Annotated in this window: 18 protein-coding genes; 10 read left to right on the top strand and 8 right to left on the bottom strand. The window is 59.5% G+C overall.

The window, feature by feature from the left end; all coding sequences use genetic code 11:
* Position 1 precedes the first annotated feature (1 nt).
* From NAT23_RS06700 to NAT23_RS06690, 4 genes are read left to right on the top strand one after another with little or no spacing between them, the layout of a single operon-like run.
* Positions 2 to 664, top strand: a complete 663-nt coding sequence (locus tag NAT23_RS06700) for an isochorismatase family protein (RefSeq protein ID WP_286009966.1) — start codon at positions 2 to 4, stop codon at positions 662 to 664.
* Positions 661 to 885, top strand: a complete 225-nt coding sequence (locus NAT23_RS14750) for a phosphopantetheine-binding protein (protein WP_286009965.1) — start codon at positions 661 to 663, stop codon at positions 883 to 885. The genes NAT23_RS06700 and NAT23_RS14750 overlap by 4 nt, the downstream gene beginning before the upstream one ends.
* Positions 886 to 903: 18 nt before the next feature.
* A complete protein-coding gene (locus NAT23_RS06695; protein WP_251926634.1) occupies positions 904 to 1,758 on the top strand; it encodes a siderophore-interacting protein in 855 nt (284 codons plus the stop codon).
* Positions 1,755 to 2,549, top strand: a complete 795-nt coding sequence (locus NAT23_RS06690) for a 2,3-dihydro-2,3-dihydroxybenzoate dehydrogenase (protein ID WP_251926632.1) — start codon at positions 1,755 to 1,757, stop codon at positions 2,547 to 2,549. Before NAT23_RS06695 ends, NAT23_RS06690 begins: the two co-directional genes overlap by 4 nt.
* Positions 2,550 to 2,577: 28 nt before the next feature.
* Here NAT23_RS06690 and NAT23_RS06685 read toward each other — a convergent pair whose 3' ends face one another.
* The 3 genes from NAT23_RS06685 to NAT23_RS06675 form a co-directional block, all read right to left on the bottom strand.
* Positions 2,578 to 3,180 carry a YqaA family protein gene (locus NAT23_RS06685; RefSeq protein ID WP_251926622.1) on the bottom strand — a complete coding sequence of 201 codons (603 nt, stop codon included), beginning with the start codon at positions 3,178 to 3,180 and terminating at the stop codon, positions 2,578 to 2,580.
* A 104-nt stretch (positions 3,181 to 3,284) separates the two neighbouring features.
* Positions 3,285 to 5,477: a TonB-dependent siderophore receptor gene (locus NAT23_RS06680; RefSeq protein ID WP_251926620.1), complete on the bottom strand. Its 2,193-nt coding sequence runs from the start codon at positions 5,475 to 5,477 to the stop codon at positions 3,285 to 3,287.
* A gap of 292 nt (positions 5,478 to 5,769) precedes the next feature.
* Positions 5,770 to 5,901: an entericidin A/B family lipoprotein gene (locus NAT23_RS06675; RefSeq protein ID WP_374708776.1), complete on the bottom strand. Its 132-nt coding sequence runs from the start codon at positions 5,899 to 5,901 to the stop codon at positions 5,770 to 5,772.
* A gap of 102 nt (positions 5,902 to 6,003) precedes the next feature.
* On the opposite strand from NAT23_RS06675, the gene NAT23_RS06670 reads away from it, so the two are divergent.
* The gene (locus NAT23_RS06670; RefSeq protein WP_251926618.1) at positions 6,004 to 6,426 is read left to right on the top strand and encodes an HIT family protein; all 423 of its coding nucleotides are present in this window, start codon (positions 6,004 to 6,006) and stop codon (positions 6,424 to 6,426) included.
* Here NAT23_RS06670 and NAT23_RS06665 read toward each other — a convergent pair.
* Both NAT23_RS06665 and NAT23_RS06660 read right to left on the bottom strand, forming a co-directional pair.
* A complete protein-coding gene (locus tag NAT23_RS06665; RefSeq protein WP_251926616.1) occupies positions 6,404 to 6,787 on the bottom strand; it encodes a hypothetical protein in 384 nt (127 codons plus the stop codon). The two genes, NAT23_RS06670 and NAT23_RS06665, sit on opposite strands and share 23 nt — an antisense overlap.
* Positions 6,784 to 7,332 carry a hypothetical protein gene (locus NAT23_RS06660; protein ID WP_251926614.1) on the bottom strand — a complete coding sequence of 183 codons (549 nt, stop codon included), beginning with the start codon at positions 7,330 to 7,332 and terminating at the stop codon, positions 6,784 to 6,786. The genes NAT23_RS06665 and NAT23_RS06660 overlap by 4 nt, the downstream gene beginning before the upstream one ends.
* Positions 7,333 to 7,446: 114 nt before the next feature.
* Here NAT23_RS06660 and NAT23_RS06655 point away from each other — a divergent pair, with 114 nt between their 5' ends.
* Positions 7,447 to 8,604 carry a glycerate kinase gene (locus NAT23_RS06655; protein WP_251926613.1) on the top strand — a complete coding sequence of 386 codons (1,158 nt, stop codon included), beginning with the start codon at positions 7,447 to 7,449 and terminating at the stop codon, positions 8,602 to 8,604.
* Positions 8,605 to 8,668: 64 nt separating this feature from the next.
* On the top strand, positions 8,669 to 9,145 hold the full coding sequence (locus NAT23_RS06650; RefSeq protein ID WP_251592347.1) for a Dps family protein: 477 nt from the start codon (positions 8,669 to 8,671) through the stop codon (positions 9,143 to 9,145).
* Positions 9,146 to 9,215: 70 nt separating this feature from the next.
* Here NAT23_RS06650 and tal read toward each other — a convergent pair whose 3' ends face one another.
* Both tal and NAT23_RS06640 read right to left on the bottom strand, forming a co-directional pair.
* Positions 9,216 to 10,166 (bottom strand): transaldolase, encoded by a 951-nt coding sequence (gene tal / locus NAT23_RS06645; protein ID WP_251926611.1) that lies wholly within the window; start codon positions 10,164 to 10,166, stop codon positions 9,216 to 9,218.
* Between the two features lie 361 nt (positions 10,167 to 10,527).
* Positions 10,528 to 11,364, bottom strand: a complete 837-nt coding sequence (locus tag NAT23_RS06640; RefSeq protein WP_251926609.1) for an ion transporter — start codon at positions 11,362 to 11,364, stop codon at positions 10,528 to 10,530.
* Positions 11,365 to 11,475: 111 nt separating this feature from the next.
* On the opposite strand from NAT23_RS06640, the gene NAT23_RS06635 reads away from it, so the two are divergent.
* The 3 genes from NAT23_RS06635 to NAT23_RS06620 all read left to right on the top strand — a co-directional run bounded on the left by NAT23_RS06635 (position 11,476) and on the right by NAT23_RS06620 (position 14,902).
* On the top strand, positions 11,476 to 11,799 hold the full coding sequence (locus tag NAT23_RS06635; protein ID WP_251926608.1) for a hypothetical protein: 324 nt from the start codon (positions 11,476 to 11,478) through the stop codon (positions 11,797 to 11,799).
* Between the two features lie 93 nt (positions 11,800 to 11,892).
* Positions 11,893 to 12,885, top strand: a complete 993-nt coding sequence (locus tag NAT23_RS06630; protein ID WP_251926605.1) for an LLM class flavin-dependent oxidoreductase — start codon at positions 11,893 to 11,895, stop codon at positions 12,883 to 12,885.
* 157 nt (positions 12,886 to 13,042) lie between these two features.
* A complete protein-coding gene (locus NAT23_RS06620) occupies positions 13,043 to 14,902 on the top strand; it encodes an EAL domain-containing protein (RefSeq protein WP_286009964.1) in 1,860 nt (619 codons plus the stop codon).
* Here the strand turns inward: NAT23_RS06620 and NAT23_RS06615 are convergent.
* Positions 14,877 to 17,060 carry a TRAP transporter permease gene (locus NAT23_RS06615; protein ID WP_251926603.1) on the bottom strand — a complete coding sequence of 728 codons (2,184 nt, stop codon included), beginning with the start codon at positions 17,058 to 17,060 and terminating at the stop codon, positions 14,877 to 14,879. The genes NAT23_RS06620 and NAT23_RS06615 overlap by 26 nt on opposite strands.
* Between the last annotated feature and the right edge of the window lie 2 nt (positions 17,061 to 17,062).

The following is a 17,062-nucleotide window of genomic DNA, read 5'->3' as shown; positions in this document are numbered from 1 at the left end:
GATGACCATTCCCGCAATTGCAAGCTACCCCATGCCGAGTGCGGCCGACCAGCCCGACAACCGGGTCGACTGGCAGGTCGAACCAGACCGGGCGGTGCTTTTGATTCACGACATGCAAGAGTACTTTCTCAACAAGTTTGATCGCAGTCAGGCCCCGATTCCGGCGCTGATCGAGAACATCGCCGCTCTTCGCGCCATCGCCGACCGTGCCGGCATCCCGGTGGTCTATACCGCGCAGCCGACCGATCAACCGGACGACGACCGTGCCCTGCTCAACGACTTCTGGGGCCCGGGTCTGCCCGCTGCCCCCGAACAGGCGCCCGTCGTCGACAGACTCGCCCCGAGTGCGAAGGACACGGTGTTGACCAAGTGGCGCTACAGCGCCTTTCAGCGCTCACCGCTTCGCGACATGATGCGTGAGCAGGGCCGGGATCAACTGATCGTGACCGGCGTCTACGCCCACATCGGCTGCCTGGCCTCGGCGCTCGAGGCCTTCATGCAGGACGTCCAGCCGTTTTTCGTGCTCGACGCCCTGGCGGACTTCTCACTCGAGGAGCATCTGATGGCCACAAGCTACGTTGCCAAGCGCTGTGGCGTGACCCAGACTCGCGCAACCATTACCAACGCATTGACCCATCACACCACCTGCGAGACCCAGGCATGACCGATACGCTTTCAACGCTCAAGGCTGAACTCGACCCCTTGATCGAACACGACGTTTCAACGCTCGACCCCAGCGACAACCTGTTGTTCATGGGGCTTGATTCCATGCGCATGATGACGCTTGCCGAGCGCTTGAGTCGTCATGGCTACAGCGTGTCCTTCATGGACCTGGCCGAAAACCCGACCCTCGATGATTGGGTTGCCTTGCTCGACAACACCTAACGACCACGCAGGACCGCCATGACCACGTCAACTCACACCGCCGCGGCGCCGGCGCCCACTCGGAAAAAGCGCCCACCGCGGCTTCTGGAAGTCATGCGGACCGAGCCGCTCTCCGAGCACATGGTGCGCATCTTTTTAGGGGGCGAGGCGCTGGCAGGCTTTCCCGACAACGCACCGGGCGGCCACTTGAAGGTCTTTCTGCCGCGCGATCACCAGAGCACGCCCAGGCTGCCGGAACTGACCGCCGATGGCCCGATCTGGCCCGAACCCGAGGAACGGCCGATCACCCGCACCTATTCGGTGCGCCAGATGGATAACGCGCGCGGTGAGCTTGCCATCGATTTCGTACTGCATGGCGATAACGGCCCGGCGTCGCGCTGGGCCGCCCGGGCCACCCAGGGCGATCTCATTGGCATTTCCGGCCCCGGCGGCCCACTGCCGCTTTTAAAGCCGGCCGATCAGTACCTTCTGGCTGGCGACCTCTCGGCCCTGCCCGCGATGGTCGCACTGTGTGAAGCGCTGCCAGGCAACGCTTCCGGTCATGTCTTGATCGAGGCGATCGATGAGCGTGATTACACCGACTTCGAGCATCCGGCCGGCCTGAACATCCACTGGCTCTACCGCGGCGCCCAGGCGGCTGGCGAGTCGACGCGCCTGATCGAGGCCGCCCGTGCCCTGTCGTTTGACGAAAGCGTCACGGTCTTTGGCTGGGCCGGCGGCGAAAACAGCGCCGTACTCGCACTACGTGATCATTTTCGAAACACGCTCGCCCTGCCCAAGGGGCGCTTCTACGCTGTGCCGTACTGGAAGGATCAATTCAGCGAGGAGCGCTACCACCAGGAGCGCCATCGCATCATGGATGAAAACGAATGACTCAGGCTCTCGATCAACAATTCGGCGGACGCGTCGTGCTTATCAGCGGCGCCGCCCAGGGCATCGGCCGAACCCTGATGGAGCGCCTTTTGCACGCGGGGGCGCATGTAGCCGCGCTCGACCTTGACACCAAGGCGCTGGCCCTGGCGGCCGGCACCCTCAATGCAGGAGACCGCCTGAGCGTTCATGGCGTCGATGTCAGCGACCCGGCAGCGGTCGAACACGCGGTCGCGGCCGCCGAGACCCATCACGGGCGCATCGACCATCTGGCCTGTGTCGCCGGCACGCTTCAGATGGGGCGACTGCTTGAATTGACCGACACCCAGTGGCAGAACGCGTTTCGCGTCAATACCGACGGGGTGTTCTATCTGACCCGCGCGGTAGGCAAGCGCATGATGACGCGCCGGGAAGGCTCGGTGGTGGTGGTCAGCTCCAACGCGGCGTCCACGCCCCGAATGGCGATGGGCGCGTACTGCGCCTCAAAAGCGGCGGCGACTCAGATGACGCGCTGTCTGGGCCTGGAGCTTGCCGAGTACGGCATTCGCTGCAACGTGGTCTCACCAGGCTCCACCGACACGGACATGCTGCACGGCATGTGGCAGTCCCCGGCCGACCGCGACACCACCCTCGAGGGCTCGCTCGCGACCTACAAGGCCGGCATTCCGCTCAAGCGCATTGCCGCCCCAGACGACATCTGCGAGGGCATCCTGTATTTGCTCTCCGACAGCGCCCGTCATATCACCCTGCATGACCTGCGCCTAGACGGCGGCGCGACCCTCGGTCAGATCTAGCGATCGATCGCCCGCAACCAGCGGGCGGTCATGAATGCACCCGCCCGAACAGATAGACGCCACCCACCACCAGACAGGCAAGCGCCCCGAGGCCCATCGCCGCACGGCCGTGTCGGCGCGCGACAGAGAGCGCCGGCTCGCCGCCCACGCGCACTAAAAGCGCCAGCCCGTAGAATCGCGCGCCGCGCCCCAGCGCGCAGGCCAGTAGAAACAGCGCAAGCGGGTACTGAGCGGCGCCAGCGCCTAAAAGCGCGACCTGAAACGGCACAGGCGTAAACGCCACCATGACAATGGCCCAGAAACCATGGGCCTGCATGGTGGCAACGAACGCCTCGAAATGATCGAGCGTGCCAGTCCAGGCCAGAAGCGACTGCCCGATGCTCTCCATCGCGAGCGCCCCGACGCCGTAGCCGATCAGCGCCGCCAGCAGGTTTCCCGCCAACGCAATCGTTGCAAGCCACGCGCCACGGCGCGGGTTGGCAAGCATCCACGGCACTAAAAGTGCGTCGATCGGCAGGGGCAGAATCAGGATTTCGCACAGCGCCGCCAGAAACAGCACGGCATTGGCCCACCTCGCCTGCGACGCGGCCTGAAGACGCTGAAACAACGCATGAACCCGAGACAACGCCACGGCGCTTCCCTTTCAATGAAAAAACCCCGATGCGGGTGCATCGGGGTTGTCGTGATACCACGCGACTCGAGGCCAAACAAGCGCCAGCCTCGAGCGTGATGCGATCAGAAGTCGTAGCGAAGCGAGGCCACGACGTTGGAGGGCGCACCGTACATGTTGAACGTACCAGTACTTCCTACACGAGTGTAGTAAGTTTTATCGAGGATATTGTTAAAGTTAAGCTGACCTTTCAGATTCGATGAGAAGTCGTAGCCGACCATGGCATCGACAACCGCGTAACCCGGTGCCTCGATTCCCTGACTCGAACTGAAGTCGCTCAGAGCCGTCACGCCCCCACCAACGTGGAAGCCATCGAATGCGCCGCCCTTGAAGCCATACTGCGCCCAGACGTTGAAGATGTTGTTCGGCATCAGCAGGAAGGTCGCCTCGCTGTCACCGCTCTCTACGTCAGTATCCATATAGGTGTAGCCAGCGATCAGATCGAGGTTCTCGGTCGGCGAACCGGTAACTTCGAACTCGGCGCCCTGAATCTTACGTTTACCAATGGCGGCCGAATAGCCTTCATTAGGCACCGACGCCGCGTAGTTGTCGTCATAGAGACGGAATGCGCTGATGCGTGCATTTAAATCGCCGTCGAAGTAGCTGCCCTTGACCCCGACTTCATATTGCGTCCCTTTTCGGGGTTTAAGCAGGTCACCGTTGGCATCAACCGCATCACTTTGCGGCTTGAACACTTCGGAGTAGCTGGCGTAGAGCGAGTGCTGGCTGTCGAGGTCGTACACCAGGCCGGCGTAGGGCGTGAAATTGCCCTCACCGCTGCGATCCGAAACGCTGTTATCGGTGTGATCGGTCACGCGCTGCTTATAGGCGCTGACACGACCGCCTGCGATCAACGCCAGTGACGAGATCGGCCGGAACGTCAGCTTGGAATAAAGACCGTACTCTTCAAGGGTGGTTCGATTATCGGTACGCGGCGTACCGGACTCCGCCACATCGACATAGGTGATGTCATTGATGTCATCGAGCGTCGTGTCACCCAGATTGGAGACCGCTTGGAACGTTTCGGTCTCATAGCGCTTGTAGTCGGCCCCGACCACGAACTCACTGACGTTGCCGAGCGCTTCGAACGGCTGGCTGTAACTTGCATCGAGTGAAAGCGACTTCTGGTCGACGTCGCCCCCCAGACCTACGGCCGTAAATGTGCCATCGTCTGCAAGAGCGCTTCGACCATAGGCATAGTTGAAGTTGGCCGAGCGGTCGGAATAGCGTGCGCCGATGCGGCCATAGCCGCCGTTATCGAATCGATGCGTCAGCTCGGCAATGTAGTCGTTGCTCTGCATCTCGAAGCTGTTCCAGTCGGCTCCGGCGAAGGTAGAACGTGTGACGTCCAGCAGATTGCCGTCGCTGTCGGTCGGCACGCCGTTATTGACCACGATGTCTTTATGCTGACGAAGGTAAGCCAGCGACAATGTGGTCGCCTCGTCGAGATCGATATCGAGCGCGCCGTAGAAGGTCTGGCGCTTGTTCTCGTTTTCATCGACGTACCCATCCGAGCCGTTGTTGCTAATGACCATCCGCCCCCGGATGCGGCCGTCCTTATCGATCGGACCGGACAAGTCGGCTTCTTCGTAGTGCTGATTCCAGCTGCCGTAACGGCCGGTCACGTGGCCCTGGAACGTATCGGTCGGGCGTTTACGCACTAAGTTGATGATGCCACCCATTTCACTGGTACTGTTGAACAGCCCAGACGGCCCGCGCATGATCTCGACCCGGTCAAACGCCGACAGGTTAGGGACGGTGCCCAAGATACTGGCCATCGGTGCGGGCAAACCATCGATGTTGTACTCGTCGTACTCATAGCCTCGCGCATAGATAGAGGAGCGCCCGTCGTCGTTGGAAAGAACACGAAGCCCTGGTGTGCGCTTGGCCATTTCATCGAGCGTATCGAAGTTCTGGTCGTCCATTGCCTCGCGCGTCACCACGCTGACCGACTGCGGAATGTCTCTAAGTGCCGCTGGGGTCTTGGTGCCAACTGTCGCCGCATCCGCGCTGTAGCCGCCGTTTTGCTCGGTGGAGACCATATCATAGAGCCGGTTCCCCTGAACCGTGATGGTACTTTCCCGGTCGGAGCTCGCATGTGTAGTGGCCGTCGATGTAGTTGTTGAGGCCGTCGATGTAGCTGTTGCGGTCGTCGTGGCCGTTTCAGCTTGCGCGGCAAGCGGTACAGAAGTGACGGCGAGGCTAACGGCAATGGCCAGTGGCGTACGTGAAAAGCGCGAGGAAAGCGTTAAATTCATGCGTGATCCTGAAATGAGTCCCTTGTCCGATTCGACCGTCGCCAGGACGTTCGGATCGCTTTTTATCGTGTATTCAGGAATACCGGAGGTCTAAGGTCTAATGCACGTCGCTCGAGATCGGTAAACCTGCTGTGCCGCTAAGATAAAAAGAATGATAAACATTATCAAGTGGAAGTGGGAACAAACACACAAAAAAATTGTCCGCCTGCCTCGTGGTGTCAGAGCGACGTTTCTACAGATACAAAAAAAGCCGCCGGGCGGAACCCGGCGGCTTTTCGTCGATGTACGTGGCTTAGTCGGCGGCGTTCTGGATGGCTTCGCCACCTTCCTCAACATCCTGCCCTGCACCGTGCATTGTGTTGCACCCTGCCAGAATACTCATGGCCATCAAGGCACTTGCTAGCATCAAAAACGGTTTCTTCATGGTTTACTCCGTGTCGTTCTGATTGAATGGCATCCATGCATTTCAAAGCGTAGCAGCTTTGTCACACTTTACCGCCTACTTCACAACCGGAGTGCGTCACACATGACCTTCACGCTGGATGAACGCCTTCAGGCCGACACACATCACCTGACAACGCTTGCGCTTAGCGAGCGCGTGTCCTGTCAGGTTCGGCTGTTCGACGATACGCGCTATTGCTGGCTGGTTTTCATTCCCGAGCATCCGGAATGTGTGGAGCTTTTCGAGCTTCCAGACACCGCGCAGCAAGCCCTTTGGCGCATCCTAGCCGAATGGGGGCAATGCCTGAAAGACCACTTCAATGCCGACAAGCTCAACGTGGCCTCGCTGGGCAATCTGGTGCCCCAGTTTCATGTGCACCTAGTGCTTCGCTTCAAGCAAGATCCCGCCTGGCCGGGGCCCGTTTGGGGCCACTCTCCGGCCGAGCCCATGACGACTGAGGTGCTTGCCAAGCGCATGGAAGAGCTCAAGGTGTTGCTACTGCCCTAGCCTCGGGGAGTTTTTGAGCAAGGGCCTCAACAAGGCCCGTTAACCGCGGGCCGGCAAGCCAGGTCGTACCCCGACGTGCACGAAGTTCAAGCCGCGTGCCGGGCGTCTCTGGCCGGCACTCACCCTCGACATGAAACGGCGGCCGCGCAGCAAAATGCGCACTCAGAGTACATAGATCGTGATCGGCATGGTCGATGGTAAAGCCGCGCTCGACCAGCACTCCGGCCAACGCCTTTTGTGTTTGAAGCGGCGACGCACTGGTGGCGACAACCACCGGCGCCGGGGGCGTGGATGACACGCTTGCACACCCGGTCATCCATAAAAGCAGCAGCGCATAAAACGGCCACGAACGTACTGTCATTGCGCACCCTCCTTAAGATCCAACCGGTCGGCGACGGCATCCAGTAGTCCGACACAGAACCCGGTTTGTGCTGTGGGGCGGGCGTCGATCGGAAAATTTCGGTCCGAAAGCACGGTCGTGCCCCGTGTAAGCCGAAGTTCACCCCCGTCATTAAACAGCGTCACGCGGTCAATGCGCCGCGGATCACCGCGAAACACCTGCCACGGATCATTGATTCGGCCCTCGGCGTGGTACATGCCCGGAAAGCCATCGACTCCGGAGACGAGTTCGGTCGCCCCAAGCCCTGGCAATGATCGAACCCGGCGGGCATTGAGCACGCCAAGCTCCGCGTCACTGTCGGAAACGTGATAGTGCTGGGCCTTGAGCGCCTCTGACGCTGCACGCATCCAGTCAACGTTGGTGGCTGGGCGCTCGAGCGCCAGCCGGCACCCCGTCTGGGGCTCAGGCGCAGGGCCACTGGCAAGCGGGTCAGTGCCCTGAAGCGCACAGCCACTTAAAAGCGCGGCCCCGACCCCGGCGATCATGCCGCGGATTCGACCATTCATGTGCACTCTCCTGATAGGGCGTGGAACTCTCAGTGTATGTCGCTGGTCAGCCGGTCGCACGGTGCTAAGGTAGTTAAAAGGTGGGAATGGCCAACACTTAAGGAGAGGCGCGTCATGATTATATTGGCACCGGACAGTTTCAAGGATGCCCTCAGCGCCAGAGCGGCAGCCAACGCCATGGCCGAGGGCATCCGACGGGCCGACCCCGGTTGCGAGGTGCTGATCTGCCCGATGGGCGACGGCGGCGAAGGCACGCTCGACGCCGTGATCGAGGCAACCGGCATGACCCGAAGGCGAGCTCGCGTGGTCGATGCCTTGCGGCGACCCATCGATGCTGACTGGGGCTGGGACGCCGCCACCCGGACCGCCTTCATCGAGCTGGCTGAAGCGGCCGGCCTACAACATCTCAAGCGCGAAGAGCGAGACGCGTGCCACACCACCACAGAAGGTGTCGGCCTGCTCATCGGTGAGGCACTCGATGCCGGCGCCGAGCATATCGTGCTGACGCTTGGCGGCAGCGCCACCAACGACGCCGGCAGCGGTATGATGCACGCACTCGGCATGGCGTTTCTCGATGAGCGCGGTGACCTACTGCCACCCGGCGGTGCAGCGCTCAAGACCCTTGTACGCATTGATGCGCAAGGTCTTGATTCCCGCCTTGCCGGCGTACACTTCGAAGCTGCCGTGGATGTGAGCAACCCCTTGTGCGGGCCACGTGGAGCGAGCGCCGTATTTGGCCCGCAAAAAGGCGCCGATGAAGCAGACGTTGCCGAGCTCGATGAGGCGCTTGCCATCTTTGCCCGCGTTGTGGCCGAGCACACCGGCACCGACGCTCAAACCCATGAAGGCGCAGGCGCCGCTGGCGGCATGGGCTTTGCCGCGCTTTCGTTTTTCGACGCAGAGCTCGCGCCCGGCATCGACCTTGTGATGAAGCACGTAAAGTTCGAACAGACGCTCAGTACCGCCGAGCTCGTGATTACCGGCGAGGGCCGCCTTGACGGGCAGAGCCTCGCCGGCAAGACGCCGATCGGTATCGCTCGGCGCGCCGCCATGAACCATGTTCCAACGATCGTACTGGCCGGCTGCCTCGACACCGGCTGGGAACGTGCGCTCGAGGACGGCGTGACCGCAGCATTCGCACTCGCCGACCGCCCGATGGCGCTCGATGAGGCGCTCGCGCGTTGCGGTGAGCTGCTTGCCGACCGCTCGGAAGCCGTGTTTCGGCTGTGGCGCGCAGGCACTGGTTTCACGAAATCCTCGACCGAAGATTGAAATATCGAGCGCGGAGGACCACCTTTTTCCAGGTAAGACGTGTTCAACGCTCAAGGAGAGGTCAATGACGTCCACCAACGCCATCGGTTTACAGTCATCGAACGCCAATCAGCTTGCCGAAAAGCTCAATGAACTTCTGGCGAACTATCAGATGTTTTACATGAACGCGCGCGGCTGCCACTGGAACGTGAAAGGCCCCCAGTTTTTCGAGCTGCACAACCAGTTCGAGGTGATCTACACCGACCTTCTGACCAAGGTCGACGAGATTGCCGAGCGCATTCTGACGCTTGGTCATACGCCACTGCATGCCTACAGCGATTACGCCAAGGTCAGCACCGTCAAGGAAGTGGTCGACGTCAGCGACGGCGATGCGTGCGTGAAGACAATGGTGAGCGGTTTTTCCACGCTGCTTGAGATACAGCGAAGCGTTCTGAGCGCGGCCAATGACGCCGATGACGAAGGCACCGCCTCTCAGGTAAGCGACTACATCCGTGAGCAGGAAAAGACGGTGTGGATGCTGTCGGCCTATCTCGGCAAGTGACCCGGCCCGCATTCACTGGATCTAAAAAAACCCCGCATTCGCGGGGTTTTTCGTATCAAAGGCAAAGGCCTTACAGCATTTCGGCGATGCGCTGCTCGAGCGTATCCTGATCTTCAGCAAACTTGCGAATGCCTTCGGCCAGCTTGTCATTGGCCATGGCGTCTTCGTTATGCTGAAAACGGAACTCGCTTTCGGTCATGCGCGGCAACGTCTTGTCGCCAGCACCGGTGTCGCTGACCTTGCGCTCGACCGAGCCTTCGTTGCCATTAAGCTCTTCAAGCAGCTGCGGCGAGATGGTCAGGCGGTTGCAGCCGGCAAGCGCCAGGATCTGACCGGTATTACGGAAGCTTGCACCCATGACGACCGTTTCGTAGCCGTAGTCGCTTGCGTATTCGCAAACGCCGCGTACGAACTGAACGCCCGGATCTTCCTCGGCGCTGTAATCCTTGCCGGTTTCTTTCTTGTACCAGTCCGTCACGCGGCCGACGAACGGCGAGATCAGAAAGACTCCGGCTTCAAAGCAGGCGCGAGCCTGAGCGTCGGAGAACAGAAGCGTCAGGTTACAGTTGATGCCTTCCTTCTCGAGCTGCTCGGCGGCGCAGATGCCTTCCCAGGTGGATGCCAGCTTGATCAGAACGCGATCACGCGTGATGCCCTTTTTCTCATACAGATCGATCAGGTGATGCGCCTTCTCGATGCTTGCGTCCTTGTCGAACGAGAGCTTGGCGGACACTTCTGTCGAGACTCGACCAGGTACGATGCCCGCAATCTCGGTACCGATGGCGACCGCCAGGTGGTCTACCGCAGAGGCAACCTGCTCATCCTTGTCATTCGATTCTTCCTTGACCTGAGAGATGACGTTCTTGATCAGGTCCTGATAGCTTTCAAGATCGAAGGCCTTGAGAATCAAGGATGGGTTGGTGGTTGCATCCATTGGCTGATACTTGCGGATCGCATCGAGGTCGCCTGTGTCGGCAACCACATGAGACAGCTCTTTCAACGCTTCCAGCTGCGTTGTCATAACGTTCCTCCAGAGATTCAGGATTCGACCTTGTTGATGACTGGCACTCGATTAAACGTGTCAGAAGTTCCTCTACAGCATAGCTGTTTTGGGCGCGGTCGAGATAGTGGGCACGGCCGATTGTCTCTTATCCACGTAATCAATGCGTTACGGAGGCTAGACACGGGCTGTGGAAAACACAGGATTAAGAAAAATTGAATTTATTCCAATAGGCGATTTACTTTTAGAACCCTCTAATATTTAATAATTCGGCAACCAAGGTCCGGCCTGTTGTGCTGTGGCATCCCAGGAAGGATCACGCTTCAGGGTGAAGCAAGCAGCAAGGAAGTAACACCGCCAAGGATGGCTCTCTAACTCGATTTTAGTGACGCCCCGGTGCGTCCGACTCGGCCACTTTTTCAGCGCCCCCCTCCTCGCTGCGCCTGGACGCTCGAGCCTCGGCAAGCTCCTCTCTCAAAAGCGCCACCTCCTTGCCCAACCCATCGATCTGACGATTCAAATGACGCATCATCTCCCGGTTCGCTCGATGCTGACGGTCGGCGTCGTCGTTTTCATCCGCGACGAACAGGGAGCCGACGTATGCGGCAAAACTACCGAACATGCCCACGCCCCCGATCATGACCACGACTGCAACCAGCCGTCCGCCCAGTGTCACCGGGTAATAGTCCCCATAACCGACAGTGGTCACCGTGACAAACGCCCACCAGAGCGCCTCCTCTGCCGTATTGATCTGGCTTTCAGGGACAGGCCCCTCGATCAAGAGCATCGCGATCGCACCGAATGCGACCAGCAGCATCGTGGCCGAAGCCGCCGTGACGAACACGCCTTCGGCGCGGTTTCGAAACACCACGTCGACCAGAGACTTGATCGAGCGCAGCGCGCGAACCAGCCTGAAGATCAAAATGACCCTGAAAAGACGCGCGGCCTGGAACTGGCTCATCAGCGGAATGCACGCAAGCAGGTCGATCCACCCCCATTTCATGTAGCCAAGCTTGCTTTCGGCGCGCTTGAACCTCAGGCAGAAATCGATGAAAAAGAACCCGCAGACAATGTAATCGAGGTAGCGAAAGAGCCGCTGAAGTTCACGGGGGAGTTGGAAAAACGTTTGAGCCCCGATGGCGATCAGGACATAAAACGATAGGAACAACAGAAAAATCTGAAACGGGGAAAGACGTTCTTGACCCGGCAACTCGAGCACCTCGCCATCTTCGGCTCAATCTTGGTTTAGGCTGAAGGCATGGCGAACCATGGAACGCACAACCTGTGGCATAGTCCTACCATACATCACATCACGACTCAGTGAGGCTCCATGACCGCATTTCGCTCACAGAACACCTGGCAGCGTACGCTGGATTTTAAAAGCCACCTGCACCAGAAAGCGCAGCGCTCAGGCGCCAATCCGCTCAAGCGCGCCCTGATGCTCTTGGGTGTGGCCGCCTTTGTCATATTCGGCCTTCTGGTCGCGGCCTTTGTGATCGTGCTCGGCACGTTGACCGCGCCCTTTCTGAAACGCCGGATGCAAAAAGCCCAACAGGGCGGATATACCTTCGAAGGTCGGACCGAGCGCACACATGCCGCACACACCGACCCGTCGCTCAATGTCATCGACGGCGAGTTCGAGACCAAGCGCTGATCACGGCGATCAAACGGTTGTAAAACTCGGCCAAGCCCCCCATCCTGCGCTACATTGTAAGCACGCTAACTTTTATTGCAGGATGGGGGGATCATGTCATCACTTTCAACGCTTCCACTATCAGTGCTCGACCTTGCGCCCATTCGCGCAGGCGGCAGTGCTGCCGAAACCTTCAAGAATTCGGTACACCTTGCCCAGGAAACCGAAGCCCTCGGCTTCAACCGCTACTGGCTGGCTGAACACCACAATATTTCCGGCATCGCCAGCGCCGCCACCTCGATTCTGATCGGCCATATCGCTCAACAGACGACGCACATGCGCATTGGATCAGGCGGCATCATGCTTCCAAACCACCCTCCGCTTGTGATCGCCGAGCAATTCGGAACGCTTGCCACCCTGTATCCCGATCGAATCGATCTGGGCCTGGGCCGAGCCCCCGGAAGCGATGGCGCGACCATGCACGCGATGAGGCGCTCGTCCCAGGGCGGCGTGGATGACTTTCCCGACCAGCTTGCCGAGCTTCAGCGTTATTTGGGCGCCCCCGAACCGGGTCAACGCGTTCAGGCCATACCAGGTCAGGATACGCATGTGCCCGTCTGGCTACTGGGTTCGAGCGGTTACAGCGCTCAACTTGCCGGGCGGCTCGGCTTGCCGTTCGCCTTCGCGGGGCAATTCGCACCGGGCTACATGTACGAGGCGCTTGACCTTTATCGAACCAATTTCAGGCCTTCGAATGTTCTCTCGGCGCCCTATGCCATGCTCGGCATCCCGATGGTCATTGCTGAAACCGATGAACGCGCCCAGTGGCTTGCCACTACGCAACAACAGAAATTCCTCAACCTGATTCGAGGTCAAACCACGCGCCTTCAGCCACCGGTAGATACACTCGACTGGTTGCCCCATGAGCGCATCGCCGTCGAGCGCCACCTGGGAGCCTCCGTTGTCGGATCACCGGAGACCGCACGCACTCAGCTCAAGCAGCTGATCGAACGTACCCAAATCGATGAATTGATGATCAATACCGATGCCTTCGACATGAACGACCGATTGAACAGCTACCGTCTTCTTGCAAAACTGAGAGAATAACGCCCTATCGGCGCACAAGTGGGAGGCGCCCCCATGCCAATGTGGTCTGAAGGTATTCATGGGGTATTTGGCAGTATGCATTTATTTTATAAACTATATCTAATAAAAAGATATTCTGCCGATAGCCCATTTAACAGGGTTCAGGGAGCGAAGCCTGATGACACTATCCGATACGTGCGAATCCTCCTTCAGCAAGGAGCAATACATGCGACTCGATAACGGCGCTGTTCCAGCGGATCCTCATCCTCAGGAAACCCGGCGGCTCAACGAGCTCAGGCACCTTTCCATTCTCGATACCGCCCCGGAACAGCGCTTCGACCGGTTGACCCGCCTGGTCAGCCGAACGTTTGACGTGCCGATCGTTTTGATCTCACTGGTCGATGAGTACCGCCAGTGGTTCAAGTCACGCGTCGGCCTGACCGCCCGCGAGACGCACCGTGATCTATCCTTTTGCGCGCACGCGCTCAATGAGGAGGAAGATCTGATCATCGAGGACGCGCTTCAGGATCCTCGGTTTGTATCCAATCCGCTCGTGACCGGGCCACCCCACATTCGATTCTACGCCGGTGCGCTGATTCGAGCCGCCAACGGGCTCCCGCTCGGTACGCTGTGCCTGATCGATGATATCCCACGTCGCTTGAGCCCGCACAAGCGTGAACTGCTCCATGAGTTCGCGACCTTTCTGTCTCATGAACTGACCAACGATCTGACGCTCAACAACGAACGCAACGACGCCAAGCTTCGAAACTCGCTCGACCCGTTGACGCACTACCTCTACCCAGGTCGCTTCATGGAACGCATCGACGAGCTTCTAAACGACGAAGTTCATGCTGATAGCCACTACTCGCTGGTCATGGTGGACTTGCCCAATCTCGAGCAGGTGCGCGCCCGCTATGGCATCGATCAGGCCACCAAGGTCACCATCGAAGCCTCGCGCCGACTCAGGCAATCCTTTCGAGGCCATGGGCTGCTCTTCGGGCGGCTGGGCAATACCGTTATGGCGATTTTGTTCGAAGCCGCAACGCAGGCCGGTCGTGAACAGCTGGTCGAGCGGGCAGCGGATGCCCTGCATGGCGCCTACGATCATCCAGAAGACCCCTTCGGCTGTGCCCCCAGACTTAACTGGTTAAGCGATTGTCGATTGTTCGAACGTGCAAGCCACATCATCTCTCATATGCAGTACACGCTTGAACATGACGGCGTCGCCATTCCCGCCTTTCACCAGATCGATGCTGAACACCATCGGCAAGATCTTGTACGAAGCGCAACGATTACACGACGTCTTCCCCAGGCGTTCCAGGAAGAGCGCATCACCCTGGCCTATCAGCCGGTTTACGCCCTTAGCGATAACTCGGTTTCAAGCCTTGAGGCTCGCATCGGGTGGTATGACACTGAGCTTGGTGAAGTAACGCGGGAAGAAATCGTGGACGCGTGCGATCGGCTCAACCTGACCGAAGCCATGGATCGGTGGGTGCTTACAACCATCGCGGGCCAGATCGCTGCGTGTCAGCGCAAAAAGACGCCCTGCCCGCCCATCGCATTCAACGTCAGTCGAGCCTGGTGCATTCAAGCCGATTTCAGCGATTCGGTCGTCAACCTACTGAACCGACATGGCATTTCGCCCAACACATTGATCATCAACCTGCCCGAGAATGTCCTGGCTCACACCGACACTCAGTTGAAGCGCCATATTCGTTCACTGGCAACGATCGGCGTGCGGTTTAGCTTGAGTGACTTCGGTCTTAGCCACGCACCGCTGTTTGAGCTGCTGACACTGCCCATCTCGTCCGTGCAACTGCCGCGGCAGTGGTCAGACAAGCTACAAGAAGCGCAGGCCGCGATCTCAAGCACCCTGGCGCTTGCGCACAGCGCACAGTGGCGCGTCGTGGCAGTTGGCATCGACACCGACACTCAAAAGGCTCAGCTGCTCGAACTCGGCTGTGATGAGGGCAAGGGCGATGCGTTCGCCCCGACCCTGTCATTTGACGACGCTATCGATCACGTTCGGGCGACGTAGCCTCGACGCCTGGGGTGCGACGCCCGGCCAGGTAGAGCATCCCCAGAATCACGATCCCGGCCGCGTCGCTGATCGCCCCGGGATACATCAGCGCAAGCGCCCCGGTAAGCGCCGCCCCTCGCAGCGCCATATTGATAGGCCGCCGGAAATACCCCTCGACAGCAATCGCCAGCATCAATACCCCTGCAAGGCCTGTGGCAACGACCCACATGACTTCCAGTACGTTGACGTCGATCATCAGCATGCTGTGGGCAAACACAAACATGTACGGCACCACGAACCCGGCAATCGCAAGTTTCATAGCCTGAACGCCGGTCGCATTCGGCGAACCACCGCTGATACCTGCGCCTGCGTAGGCCGCCAGCGCGACCGGCGGCGTCAGGTTGGCAAAGATTCCGAAATAGAACACAAACATGTGCGCGACGAACATCGCGGTATCGCTGCTGCCGGCAAGCGAGGTAAACAGCGGCAGATTCAGAAGAATCGGCGCAGCCATGGTGCTGGTAATGATGTAGGTCGGAATGCTGGGCAGTCCCATGCCGAGCACGATCGAGGCGATCATGGTCAGCATGAGCGTGACCAGAAGCTGAAGCATTGGCCATTGAATCTGACTTCCCAGCTGCACGACCGCATCCGCGGCCTCGAGTGCGATGCCGGTGAGCGTTGCAACCCCAACTACAATGCCGACCGCCCCACAGGCGATTGCAACCGGGATGGCATTACGCACGCCATCGGTCATGGCATCTTTGCAGGCAGGCAAGTCCATGGTCTCAGCAACAAGCCCCAGTCGCGCTCGCACCAGATTGATCACGGCCGGCACGAGGATGATGCCAAAGAGCCACCAGCGGCTCGACGGCAGTGATGGCAAAGCCTGCCCGGCAAACGCTGCCCGCCAGAGCGGCTCAAGAATCAGTGCGGTCAGAATAAGGCTTGCACCGATAAGCACGCGCGGCGTCGCACAGATCAGGACCGTCGCCGCGATCGACCAGAACGCAGCGAAAAACGGCGCCCGCCCTTCAAACAGCAGCCAGAGCAGCACCGCCATCGGCACCAATAGATGACCGCGCGCCACAAGCACTTGCTTGACCGGTGTCAGCTCGCTGCGCGGTATGCCCTCAAGCCCGTTGCGCGAGGCCCTGAGATGGACCTGAAACAGCACGCCCGCGTAATAAAGAAGCGCCGGAATGATGCCTGCAAGGATGACCTGGGTGTACGGCACCGACAGAACTTCGGCCATGATGAACGCCGCCGCCCCCATGATCGGAGGAAGAATTTGCCCGCCAACGCTTGCCGACGCCTCGACGGCGCCGGCAAAGTTGGCGCGATACCCGGTCTTTTTCATCAAGGGGATCGTGAAGGCGCCGGTAGTGACGACGTTGGCAATGGCTGAGCCATTGATCGAGCCCAGAAAACCGCTGGCAAGCACCGCCACTTTTGCAGGCCCGCCTCGGGTATGGCCGGCCACCGCCAGTGCCAGATCATTGAAAAGCTGACCAAGCCCGGATTTGCCCAAAAAGGCGCCGAACAAAATGAACAAAATGATGTAACTTGCCGATACCGCCACTGCCGTGCCCAAGACGCCTTCAGTGATGAAGACCAGATGCGAGATCACCTGACGACCAACCGCCATGACGATGTTTTCGTTGAGCGCCGGGTAAAACGACAGCTTGGCGTAGACCCCGTAGCCTAGAAAGAGAACCGCCAGAAGCGTCAGCCCCCAGCCGGTCACTCGGCGGGCAGCGTCCAGGACCAGGAGCAAGGCTATGACGCCCACCCACATGTCCGTCGGGGTAATACGTCCAGCCGACGCAATGATTCGATCAGCCACCAACAGCATGTAGATGCCGACCGCGAACGCGGCCAGCGCAAGCAATGCGTCGATCCAGGGCAGACGGTCCTTGGCGCCCTTGCGGGTCGCCGGATACAGCACGAACGCAAGCCCCAAAAGGGTATAGAGATGAATGCTTCGCTGGGCGACATCGACCAGCGGGCCGGAAAACGCCGTATAAAGATGAAACAGCGCCAGTGCGATACTTGCGTAGAGGACAAACGTACGAATGGCTCGTGGCAGGGTGTGCCGGATGGCACTTTCCCGGTCAAGCTGTTCGAGGGTTTGTTGCACGCTGTCCTGATCGGGGGTGGGGGACGGCGACGACATGA

Source organism: Larsenimonas salina (assembly GCF_023736155.1).
GTDB lineage: Bacteria > Pseudomonadota > Gammaproteobacteria > Pseudomonadales > Halomonadaceae > Larsenimonas > Larsenimonas salina.
This window is presented reverse-complemented; position numbering and strand designations above follow the sequence as displayed.